Origin of the sequence: Vibrio aestuarianus (assembly GCF_012395185.1) — a bacterium.
Classification (GTDB): domain Bacteria; phylum Pseudomonadota; class Gammaproteobacteria; order Enterobacterales; family Vibrionaceae; genus Vibrio; species Vibrio aestuarianus.
The window spans coordinates 135,333-146,964 of sequence record NZ_JAAZTU010000007.1 but is presented as its reverse complement, the minus strand read 5'-3'; the positions used below and the strand labels follow the sequence as shown (position 1 = coordinate 146,964).

Genomic DNA, 11,632 nt, shown 5'->3' with positions numbered 1-11,632 from the left:
AGAATTTGCTTGGCGACCATAGCGTTGCGGACCCACCTGACTCCATGCCGAACTCAGAAGTGAAACGCAATAGCGCCGATGGTAGTGTGGGGCTTCCCCATGTGAGAGTAGGACATCGCCAGGCTTTAATTTTAAAAAGCCCGTTTGAGAAAGCGGGCTTTTTTAGTCCTCTTGGACGATATGTATATAGTGTGCTGATATGGCTCAGTCGGTAGAGCGCACCCTTGGTAAGGGTGAGGTCCCCAGTTCGATTCTGGGTATCAGCACCAGTTTTAAGCTCTGTAGCTAAAAAGAATTTACTTGGCGACCATAGCATTGTGGACCCACCTGATTCCATGCCGAACTCAGAAGTGAAACACAATAGCGCCGATGGTAGTGTGGGGCTTCCCCATGTGAGAGTAGGACATCGCCAGGTTTGAATTGCGAAACCTCAGCAGAAATGCTGAGGTTTTTTGCTATCTAACGCACATCATTTAATTTCCAGTCATAGTGATAGCTAACGTCTCTTTTAATATCTTTTAGAGTCTTATTATATCGTGCTAGATGCTGAAAAAGTTGCTGTTTTGTACCAAAGTCCTCAGAAAACCAGTCATAAATAGAAGAGAGTACCAATTTATCATTGGTGAGCTTTGCTCCTTTTTCACTATTAATAAACTCAGTTGCTGACTTTTCTAGCAACGGTTGAGTATTCTTAGCTGTGAAAGCTTGCTCTTGTAAGTTTGGGCACCCTAAACTTGCACAGTTGATAGCGTAGTGGGTACGTGGGTCTTTCCAAATCGGTCTTAAAATTCGATGTTCAATATCATTGAGAGTCAGTTCTTTTTGATTAATGGTAATGATCTTTTGTTCCCAAGGACCAAATGAAAGCAAGCCTCCAAGTTTGGTGACGGATGAAATTGGGTAATTGTCGACTACCAAGTTAACTGTTAATGCGTTGTATAAATTAACCCAATAGGCATATTGTTCCGCTTTTGTGTATTCTCTTGGGTCAAGTTTGGATAACTGTGAAATATATTGCTCTAAATGTGTCTTATCTTTTGAATTTACATTTTTATAGTCAAAGAGATTATTGTGATTGTCCTTGATTAAATAGCTATCAAGCGTTGTCTGCCAAACTTGGTGTGAAATAGTCTGTGTGCTTTCTTCGTTACTGTGATTCCAGTAATCCCATAATTTCGATTTTGGTGCGGACAATACGTTTGTTGAACTAAGTGTTAAACATAATGCTAATAGATATTTCATTATTCACCTCTCATTTCATATCCTATATGACCTAGACAGCATTTGATAAATTTCAGATAAAATAAAAGGTTGATGTATTTACACCAACCTTTGAGAATCGAAAGTGATAATAACTATTTCAAAAAGTTAGGAATCTTTGCTTCATAAGCAGCGATTTTTGCTTCATGCTGTAGCGTTAAACCAATGTTATCTAGCCCATTAAGCAAGCAGTGGCGACGAAATTCATCAATTTCAAACGGGTATGTTTTGCCATTCGCTTTCACTTGCATTAATTCAAGGTCCACGGTTACTTGTGCGCCTTCATTTTCTTCTACGAATTGGAAAATCTCATCCACTTGTTGATCGGTAAGGCGTACTGGAACCATTTGGTTATTGATAGAGTTTCCATAGAAAATATCGGCAAAACTTGGAGCGATCATGACTTGAATACCGTAGTCCGCTAAAGCCCATGGAGCATGTTCTCTTGATGACCCACAGCCAAAGTTTTCACGGGCAAGTAGAATGCTTGCACCTTGATAACGAGGTTCGTTCATTACAAAGTCTGGGTTGGGCTGTTCACCTGCATCATCTAGAAAGCGCCAATCATGGAAAAGGTGCTTACCAAAACCGATACGATTAACTTTTTGCAAAAATTGCTTAGGAATAATTGCATCTGTGTCGACGTTCGCTGCATCAAGAGGAACGACCAATCCTGTATGTTGTTTAAAACCTGACATTGGTAATCCCCTATGAGTTTAATACTGAAGAATGAATATCACGGATATCGACAAAATGCCCTGCGATTGCAGCAGCAGCAGCCATTGCTGGACTCACTAAGTGTGTGCGTCCATCACGACCTTGCCGACCTTCAAAGTTGCGGTTTGATGTCGATGCACAACGTTCTCCAGCACCGAGTCTGTCATTATTCATCGCTAGACACATTGAACAGCCAGGTAAACGCCACTCAAAACCAGCCTCAATGAAGATCTTATCTAAACCTTCCTCTTCCGCTTGCGCTTTGACTTGTTCTGAGCCTGGAACAATCAGAGCCTGAACATGTGAAGCGACTTTCTTTCCTTTTGCTACCTGAGCAGCTGCTCGCATATCTTCAATACGAGAGTTTGTGCAAGAACCAACAAAGACTTTGTCTACTTTGTAGTCTGATAATGATTTACCTGCTTCAAGTCCCATGTATGCTAATGCTTTTTCTGCTGATGCTTTTTCTACTGGGTCAGCAAAACTATCTGGAGATGGGATCGCTTCGTCGACAGCTATAACTTGCCCAGGGTTTGTACCCCAAGTGACCTGTGGCTTGATGTCTGCTGCGTTTAGGGTTACGACTGCATCAAACTTAGCGTCATCATCTGTTTTTAATGTTTTCCAGTACTCAATTGCTGCATCTAAATCGGCTGCTTGAGGAGAGAACTTACGTCCTTTTATGTAATCAAATGTGGTTTGATCGGGAGCGATAAGGCCCGCTTTTGCTCCAAGTTCAATCGCCATATTACATACAGTCATACGACCTTCCATTGAAAGGTCGGTAATCGCTTGGCCACAAAACTCAACGACATAACCCGTACCGCCAGCCGCTGTTGTTTTACCAATAATTGATAAGACAATATCTTTTGCTGTAATACCAGGCGCGACTTTGCCTTTAACTTCTATTTTCATTGTCTTAGCGCGAGCTTGCTTCAGGGTTTGAGTAGCAAGTACATGTTCAACTTCTGAAGTGCCAATACCAAAGGCTAGAGAACCAAATGCCCCGTGTGTTGCGGTGTGTGAGTCACCACAAACGATCGTCATACCTGGTAAAGTGATACCTAGTTCCGGCCCCATAACATGCACAATACCTTGGTATTTATGGTTCAAGTCATAGAGGGTTACACCGAACTCTTCACAGTTTTTAGAGAGAGTTTCCATTTGGATACGTGCCATTTCACCCGATGCGTTGATGTCTTTGGTTGTGGTTGAAACGTTGTGATCCATGGTGGCGAAGGTTTTATTGACTTGGCGTACTTGGCGACCTTTTTCACGCAGGCCGTCAAAGGCTTGTGGGGATGTCACTTCATGTACAAGGTGTCGGTCAATATACAGGATCGGATTTTCGCCTTCCGCTGCGACAGCAACGTGAGCATCGTAGATTTTTTCGTATAAGGTTTTTGCGTGTGACATTGCTTCTTCCTTGAGCTCTGAGAGCTTTATAGAGTTCTAGGCAACAGCCTAGAACTACCAATTATGAATTTAAAATATACGTGGCAATCTTATCGCCCATTTCTGAAGTCGAAAGCGCTGGTTTACCGCCAGAGAGATCGGCAGTTAGCTCTCCTGCTGATAGAGCTTTAGACACTGCATTTTCGATATCTTGCGCAGCGTCTTCTTCGCCCAAACTATAGCGAAGCATGAGGGCTGCCGATAAGATTTGAGCCACTGGGTTTGCGATGTTTTTGCCTGCGATATCTGGCGCACTGCCACCTGCAGGTTCGTATAAACCAAAGTTGCTCTCATTTAGACTTGCTGATGGTAGCATGCCCATTGAGCCAGTTATCATTGCACATTCATCTGAAATTATGTCACCAAAAATGTTTGAACACAGCATGACATCAAATTGAGATGGGTCTTTAATTAGCTGCATTGTCGCATTATCAATATAAATGTGTGAAAGCTCCACATCTGGGTAATCTTTGGCAATGCCTTCAACGACTTCACGCCATAAAATAGAACTTTGTAGTACGTTTGCTTTATCTACCGAGCATACTTTCTTGCGACGTAGGCGTGCTGATTCAAAAGCAATTTTGGCGATACGTTCGATTTCGTAGCGATGGTACACTTCAGTATCAAATGCTTTTTCATTTGCTCCTTCACCTTCACGACCTTTAGGCTGACCGAAGTAGATCCCTCCCGTGAGTTCACGGACGACGACAATATCAAACCCACGAGCCGAGATATCAGCGCGTAGTGGTGAGAAATCTTCTAAACCAGAATGGATCTGTGCTGGACGTAAGTTACAAAATAGCTGGAAATGTTTCCGCAGAGGAAGAAGGGCACCACGTTCAGGTTGATCGTTGGGTGGTAAATGTTCCCATTTAGGGCCTCCGACTGAACCGAATAATACGGCATCTGCTTCTTCACAACCTTTAACCGTACTTTCTGGTAATGGGCAGCCATGGTTATCGATGGCAATGCCACCAACATCATGCTCTTCACGAGCAAAGCGAATACCATGTTTTTTTTCAACAGCATCTAATACTTTATTAGCCTGTTGCATTACTTCAGGCCCGATCCCATCCCCGGCTAGAACGGCAATTTTGTACGTTTTGTCTGTCATGTGAATCCTTTACTATTTTAATATTTGGGGTTCCTAAACAGAGCCTAAACGGATTTAGGCTCTGTTTCTAGGGACTTTAAACGGTTGCGACTTTCTTTTGCTTAATTTCTGCAATTTGGTCTGCGCGATGAATGCTATTGATAACGTGTAATAGCGCTTGTCCTGATGCTTCTACAATATCCGTTGAAACGCCAGTACCGTGATATTTACGCCCTTTATAGTTGGCAATAATATCAGCTTGGCCAAGGCCATCTTCGCCTTCGCCTTTGGCGGTAAGGTCGAATTTATCCAACACAATGTCATAACCGGTTAGGCGGTAAATACATTGATATAGAGCATCGACAGGACCATTGCCGACGGCGGCTTCGCATTTTTCTTCATCGCCACAAAGTAGTTTAATACTGGTGGTTGCCATGACACTACCAGATTGGACACTCAAATAATTTAACTTATAGAAATCATCTTCATCACGCAGATTAGAGAAGTGCATTAATGCTTCTAAATCGTAGTCAAATACTTGTCCTTTTCGGTCGGCTAACTTCAAGAAATCTTCATACAATGCGTTCAAATTGTATTCGTTCTCGTTGTAGCCCATGCTGTCCATATGGCTCTTAACGGCGGCTCGGCCACTGCGGCTAGTTAGGTTTAGTGCCTGATTTTTTAGACCGATGGATTCTGGTGTCATGATTTCATAAGTATTTTTATTTTTTAGCATGCCATCTTGGTGAATGCCCGATGAGTGGCTAAAGGCGTTGGCACCGACAATGGCTTTGTTGCTTTGAATTGGCATGTTGCAAAGTTGACTGACCAATTTACTGGTGCGGTGGATCTCGTCATATTTAAGCCCAGTATGTACGCCCAATAACTCCTGACGTGTTTTGATGATCATCGCGATCTCTTCAAGAGAGCAGTTACCTGCGCGTTCACCGATGCCATTGATGGTGCCTTCAACTTGACGTGCGCCGGCTTGTACCGCTGCGATGGAGTTTGCAACTGACATTCCTAAATCGTCATGACAATGTACCGAAATGATGGCTTTATCGATGTTTGGTACGCGATTGAATAGAGTTTGAATGATACCGCCAAATTCACTCGGCACGGTATAGCCAACCGTGTCTGGAATATTGATAGTGCGTGCTCCGGCATCAATCGCGGCTTCTACCATTCGACATAAATTATCAATGGGTGTACGGCCCGCATCTTCACAAGAAAACTCAACATCATCGGTGTAATTACGAGCATGTTTTACTGCATTTACCGCCATTTCAACTACATCATCATAACTACGTCGAAGTTTATCCTGTACGTGGATTGTTGAAGTTGAAATAAAAGTATGAATACGAAAAGCATCGGCAACTTTTAAGGCTTCGGCAGCGGCATCAATGTCTTTGGCTACTGCTCGTGAAAGTGCACAGACTCGGCTGTTCTTAATATGTTTTGCAATGGTTTGTACTGATTCAAAATCACCAGGAGATGAAACAGGAAATCCCGCCTCAATTACATCGACACCTAAGCGTTCGAGTGCGTAAGCAATTTGCAGTTTTTCTTTAACGGTTAGACTTGCTGACAATGCTTGTTCGCCATCTCGCAATGTGGTGTCGAATATAATGACTTGATCGTTCATGTTTGCTCCCTCGTACCGATAGTTAATCGTTTACTTCCCGAATATAGTTATAAAAAAACCCGCATCTCAGTGCGGGTTTTTTGTAATCTTGTGTGGTGTTTTTCTTCCACAACCTACCCGCGCGAATGGTTCACGATAAGGAGCAGGCCCAGCAGGTTAGAAAAACAAAATGTCATAGTTAACATTCCACAAAATTAAGTTAACAAATTAGTACCGTACTCGACCTAACACGTCAACCATTAAGTTGTTTTTTTATGCATATCGGATCAGTTTTCATCAAAACGAGGTGAAAGTATAAATTAATCACTTGAGAAATAGTGATTAATAATAAAAGTACTGATTCAAAATGCATCGCTCTATAATTAATCGGATGATTAATATCTAGGATATTGATATATGGCAGATACACTAAGAAAAGTCGGGCGGCCCAATGAAAAAACACAAGCACGAGAAGCGTTAATTCAACATGCCAGAGAGCTGTTTGTGGTTATGCCATATGACAAAGTATCAACACGTTTAGTGGCACAGAAAGCAGAAGTGAATGTGGCGATGATTCGATACTATTTTGGCAGTAAGGCTGGGTTATTTGAAACTATGCTGCGTGAGACCTTGATGCCGATGCAGCAGAAAATGCGAACTTTGGTTGCAGAGAGTAGCCATAAAAATCTGGCGGAATTAATGCGAACCTTTTTTCATCAAATGATCAAAGCTCCACAGTTTCCGCGTTTAGTTTCGCAAGTTATGCATATGTCGCCTTCAGACACTCAACGTAAGTTGATGGAAAAAGTTTTCCTGGATGTAGCCAAACCAATGCTAGACGTGATATTTGAAAAACTGATGCAGCAAGGCGTTATTCGACCTAATGTTGATCCACAATTGTGCCGAATGTCGTTGATTAGTCTCATGGTCTTTCCCTTCATTGCTCCGCCAGCATTGCTTGCTATGCATGGCATTGAGTTAACCGATGATTTCATTAACCGCTTGTATGAACATAATATTTTACTTATGACGCAAGGGTTTATTCTACCCACACCATCTAAGGATTAATGATGAACATTAACCGCAAACTCCTTTTCTTTCCTGCTTTCGCTGTTGGTGTTGTTATTTTGGTTTTGGCTATCAATCTCCGTTCTGACTTACCAGTAAAACCAGCGATTGATCGCGCTCGCTTAGTTGAAACCGTGCCTTTAGAGTTGAGATCGATGGCACCGTTGGCAATTGGTTTTGGAAAAGTTTCCCCAAAAGTTGAATGGAAGGCGATTGCTGAAGTTTCGGGCAAAGTGGTGTATCGATATCCGAGGCTAGAAAAGGGACAAGTGTTGGTTCAAGGTACCGAAATTTTGCGCATTGATCCTCTCGATTATGAGTTGAAGTTGACCCAAGCCGAGGCCGACCTTCAATCCAGTAAAACCTCGTTGTCGAAGCTGAATCAAGAAGAGTGGAATTTAAAACAAACGTTGAACATTGAGAAAAATCGCTTAGATATTAGCCGTAAAGAATTGGAGAGAAAACAGAATTTACTCAAACGTGGTTTAACTTCTCAGTCTGATCTTGATCAACAGACTCAAACCACACTCTCGCAGCAGAAAGTAGTCCAAGAAATTGAGAATCAGATATCGCTGGTGCCTGATGAAAAGAGAGTCGCGCACGCGGTGATCAAGGTAAATCAGTCCAAATTAGAAGAGGCACAGCGCTTGTTAGAAAAAACCCGTATTATTTTGCCTGAAACAATGCGGGTGGCCGAAGTTGAAGTTGAGCAAAATCAAGTGGTTAATGTGCAACAGATAATGGTGGTCGCTCATGGCATGGATATCATGGAAGTGGAAGCGCAGTTGTCTATTCATGATTTGCAGACTTTAGCGGCTAGTATTGGCGAATTCAGCCTTGATGAATCCGGCATTCCTCTACCGAATATGAGTTCTATCAATGCCTATATTGAGCTCAACAGCGGTAACTTGCGTGCTCGTTGGTCTGCTAAAGTGGCGCGAGTCAGTGAAACGGTTGATCCTAGTCAAGCAACGGCTGGAGTGATTTTGGAGATAGCGCAAGATTATCGCAACTTGCAGCCCTCAAATCAGCCTCCTTTAGTGAATGGTATGTTTGTCAAAGCCGAGATTGAGGGACAGGAGAACCCAAGTTGGGTTATTCCAGAGCGAGCGTTACACGGCGACAAAATTTACATTAAAGATCAAGATCAGCGTCTACAAATCAAAGCTGTCAAAGTACTTTATCGCCGTGACAATCAAGTGATTATTGACGGTGATCTTGAACAAGGGCAGCGTCTGATCTTAAACGATCTCTTGCCCGCGATTGAAGGCATGCTGTTACGTGAATCTAAGACTGAGGAGAGCAACTCATGATTAGATTCTTCGCCCGCCATCCAACGGCCGCTAATTTATTGATGATGTCATTGTTGTTAATTGGTCTTGTGTCGTTGCCGACCATTAAACGCGAAACCTTTCCTGAGTTTGACCCACATTATATTACCGCTGGTGTTGCCTACCCAGGTGCTTCACCACAGGAAGTTGAAGAAAGTCTATGCATGCGAATGGAAGATGCGGTTGATGGGCTAGCGAATATCGAAGAAACCCGTTGTGAAGCTATTGAAGGTTCAGCGCGTTTGATTCTTAAGTTGAATGAGAAAGCTGATATTGGCCGCATGTTGGTTGATGTGCAGACACAGATTAATTCGATTAACGATTTTCCAACGGAAATCGAATCGCCAGTCGTCCAGGAGTTAGATTGGAACGAGCCAGTTGTAGACGTCGCGATTACAGCCAACACCACTTGGCCTGAACTGAAAGCTTATGCAGAAAAACTAAAGCGCACATTGAAGCTTGATTATGGCGTCTCACTGGTTTCGGTTAGCGGCTTTTCTGATCATCAATATCGAGTCGAACTTAATACTCAGGCCATTCGTCAATTGGGGTTGAGCGTGGGTGATATTGCCGAGAAAATTGGTAAACAAAACGTCAAACTGCCCAGTGGAAATATCGAAACTCAGGACAAAAATTTTCTGATCCGCTTTGATGAACGTCGTGTCACACCTCATGAGCTTGAAAGCATGATTATCGCTGCAGGCGATAATGGGTCGATGATTCGCCTGAAAGATATTGCGATCATTACGGATCGCTTTGAACTTGATGAGCAAAAAGTGCTGTTTGATGGCAAAGCCTCAGCACTGCTCAAGATCAGTAAAAATAAAGAAGATGATGCACTGCGCATCAAAGAGCGGGTGAGCCAATTTGTTGAGGATCAACGGCAACTTGCTCCTGATGGTGTCAGCTTAGAGATGACGAATGATCTCTCATCCGTGTTGTGGGATCGTCTGACGATGATGGTGCGTAATGGTTGGCAGGGGATTGTGCTAGTTTTTGCCACCATGTGGCTATTCTTTAGCTTTCGCTATTCATTTTGGGTTGCCGCTGGTCTGCCTGTTGCCTTTCTTGGTGGGTTATTTCTAATGGCAAACCTTGGTTTGTCAATCAACATCATGTCATTGGTTGGGCTGTTAATGGCGATCGGCATCATGATGGATGATGCGATTGTGATTGCTGAATCCATTGCTGCTCACCTAGAACGAGGACAAAAAGTGGATGAGGCAGTTATTAATGGTGTCAATAAAGTTTTGCCCGGAATATTATCCTCATTTTTGACCACTGTTTGTATTTTTGGCAGCCTGCTATTTCTCGATGGTGAAATGGGCGCTGTGTTAAAAGCCGTGCCGCAAGTATTAATTTTAGTGCTATCTCTTAGTTTGGTTGAAGCTTTTCTTATCTTACCTAATCACCTTTCTCACTCCTTAAAAAAGGAGCGTAAAGAGCATCAAGTTTTCAAATTTAAACTGTTGCTACTGGAGCATTTTGAACGATTCCGTAACACCACTTTGGTGAACGCTGTCGAAAAAGTTATTCAATTTCGTTATGCCTTTCTAGGTGCGGTGTTTGCTTTGCTGCTTGCTTCGGTTGCATTGATTGTCGGCGGGGTAGTTAAGTTTCAGCCTTTCCCTGAAATGGATGGTGATATCGCAGAAGTACGAATTATTTTGCCCCCTGGATCTTCATTGAGCCAAACAGAAAAAGTGGTGGCAAAAGTGGTTGATTCAGCTCAGAGACTCAACCACGAGTGGAGTGAAAAAGTAGAAAATGGAGTTAACCTTGTTGAGCATATTACCACTCAATTTAATGTAAACCGTGATGCAAATGAGTCAGGGCCACACCTTGCGACAGTGAGGCTGGATTTACTTGGTGCTGAAAGTCGCAATACCTTAATTGATCAATTTATTGATGCTTGGCGACAAGATGTAGGAGGGATTGCGGATCCTATTTCCATGGTTTACAAACAGCCGACCATGGGGCCGGGAGGAAGAGCGATTGAAATCCGTGCGAAGCATGATGATTTAGCAGCACTCAAAGCGGCATCTCTAGATATTCAACAATACCTGAATCAATTTGATGGAGTGCACGGTGTACTTGACGATATGCGTATGGGTAAAGAAGAGATTTTAGTGAAATTGCTGCCTGGCGCTGAAAGTTATGGCGTGAATGGGCAAATGATCGCTGGGCAATTACGGTCTGCGTTCTTTGGGCAAAATGCTGATGAAATACAGCTGGGGGTGGAGAATATCACCATCGAAGTGCGTTTAGATAAGCTAGAGGCGGCCGATCTTCAACAGTTGGCCAATTTTCCTATTATCATGCCTGATGGTAGCCAACTTCCCTTAGTATCGATTGCGACACTACAATTTCAACGTAATTATGTGCGTATTCAACGAGTGGATGGTCTAAGAACGATCAGTGTTTTTGGTGATGTAGAAAACAGTAAAGCCAGTTCATCGGCAATTATTGCGCAATTTCAGCGTGACGAAGCGCCGCGCTTAATCGCGAAATATCCAGGTTTGCGTTTTGATTTTGAGGGTGAAGCTAAAGACACCGCTAAGACTGGCAGTTCAATGGGTAAAGGTTTTTTGATAGGGTTATTTGGTGTGTTTGCGATTCTCAGCTATCAGTTTCGCAGTTATTTAGAGCCAGTGGTCGTGATGACGGCAATTCCACTAGCCTTTATTGGCGTGGTTTGGGGGCACTTATTACTTGGTCATTCGCTCAGCATGCCGAGCATTATGGGTTTTGTTTCATTGGCAGGGATAGTGGTGAATGATTCTATTTTGTTAGTGCAATACATTCGTCACCATGTTGATGACGGTGAATCAGTACATGATGCAGTGGTTAAAGCGAGCCGAGAACGATTTCGCGCGGTATTTCTAACATCGGTCACAACTGCCGCTGGGCTGCTGCCCTTACTATCTGAAACTAGTTTGCAAGCTCAAGTGATTCAGCCGCTGGTTATCTCTATTGTATTCGGTATTTTTGCCTCAACGTTACTGGTGCTATTTATGGTGCCTGCGGCGTACGCAATTTTAGCGGATTGGGGCTTGGTTAAGAAACACCAACGTTTTTAAGCCC

The 11,632-nt window shown here is 43.1% G+C and carries 8 protein-coding genes, 1 tRNA gene and 2 rRNA genes; 6 read left to right on the top strand and 5 right to left on the bottom strand.

Annotated elements, in window-relative coordinates; genetic code table 11:
* The first annotated feature begins 8 nt into the window (after nucleotides 1–8).
* The 3 genes from rrf (HGG78_RS05080) (at nucleotide 9) to rrf (HGG78_RS05070) (ending at nucleotide 415) form a co-directional block, all read left to right on the top strand.
* Nucleotides 9–124, top strand: a 5S ribosomal RNA gene (gene rrf, locus HGG78_RS05080).
* Between the two features lie 69 nt (nucleotides 125–193).
* A tRNA-Thr gene (locus HGG78_RS05075) sits at nucleotides 194–269 on the top strand.
* 30 nt (nucleotides 270–299) lie between these two features.
* Nucleotides 300–415, top strand: a 5S ribosomal RNA gene (gene rrf, locus HGG78_RS05070).
* Nucleotides 416–459: 44 nt separating this feature from the next.
* Here rrf (HGG78_RS05070) and HGG78_RS05065 read toward each other — a convergent pair.
* The 5 genes from HGG78_RS05065 to leuA form a co-directional block, all read right to left on the bottom strand.
* Nucleotides 460–1,242, bottom strand: a complete 783-nt coding sequence (locus tag HGG78_RS05065; protein WP_172532246.1) for a DUF547 domain-containing protein — start codon at nucleotides 1,240–1,242, stop codon at nucleotides 460–462.
* Nucleotides 1,243–1,355: 113 nt separating this feature from the next.
* Nucleotides 1,356–1,958 (bottom strand): 3-isopropylmalate dehydratase small subunit, encoded by a 603-nt coding sequence (gene leuD, locus HGG78_RS05060; RefSeq protein ID WP_053310701.1) that lies wholly within the window; start codon nucleotides 1,956–1,958, stop codon nucleotides 1,356–1,358.
* 10 nt (nucleotides 1,959–1,968) lie between these two features.
* The gene (leuC, locus tag HGG78_RS05055) at nucleotides 1,969–3,393 is read right to left on the bottom strand and encodes a 3-isopropylmalate dehydratase large subunit (RefSeq protein WP_172532245.1); all 1,425 of its coding nucleotides are present in this window, start codon (nucleotides 3,391–3,393) and stop codon (nucleotides 1,969–1,971) included.
* Between the two features lie 61 nt (nucleotides 3,394–3,454).
* On the bottom strand, nucleotides 3,455–4,546 hold the full coding sequence (leuB, locus tag HGG78_RS05050) for a 3-isopropylmalate dehydrogenase (RefSeq protein ID WP_172532244.1): 1,092 nt from the start codon (nucleotides 4,544–4,546) through the stop codon (nucleotides 3,455–3,457).
* 76 nt (nucleotides 4,547–4,622) lie between these two features.
* The gene (gene leuA, locus HGG78_RS05045) at nucleotides 4,623–6,170 is read right to left on the bottom strand and encodes a 2-isopropylmalate synthase (protein WP_172532243.1); all 1,548 of its coding nucleotides are present in this window, start codon (nucleotides 6,168–6,170) and stop codon (nucleotides 4,623–4,625) included.
* 396 nt (nucleotides 6,171–6,566) lie between these two features.
* Here leuA and HGG78_RS05040 point away from each other — a divergent pair, with 396 nt between their 5' ends.
* From HGG78_RS05040 to HGG78_RS05030, 3 genes are read left to right on the top strand one after another with little or no spacing between them, the layout of a single operon-like run.
* The gene (locus HGG78_RS05040; protein WP_172532242.1) at nucleotides 6,567–7,217 is read left to right on the top strand and encodes a TetR/AcrR family transcriptional regulator; all 651 of its coding nucleotides are present in this window, start codon (nucleotides 6,567–6,569) and stop codon (nucleotides 7,215–7,217) included.
* Nucleotides 7,218–7,219: 2 nt separating this feature from the next.
* On the top strand, nucleotides 7,220–8,530 hold the full coding sequence (locus HGG78_RS05035) for an efflux RND transporter periplasmic adaptor subunit (protein ID WP_172532252.1): 1,311 nt from the start codon (nucleotides 7,220–7,222) through the stop codon (nucleotides 8,528–8,530).
* The gene (locus tag HGG78_RS05030; protein ID WP_172532241.1) at nucleotides 8,527–11,628 is read left to right on the top strand and encodes an efflux RND transporter permease subunit; all 3,102 of its coding nucleotides are present in this window, start codon (nucleotides 8,527–8,529) and stop codon (nucleotides 11,626–11,628) included. The genes HGG78_RS05035 and HGG78_RS05030 overlap by 4 nt, the downstream gene beginning before the upstream one ends.
* Nucleotides 11,629–11,632 lie beyond the last annotated feature (4 nt).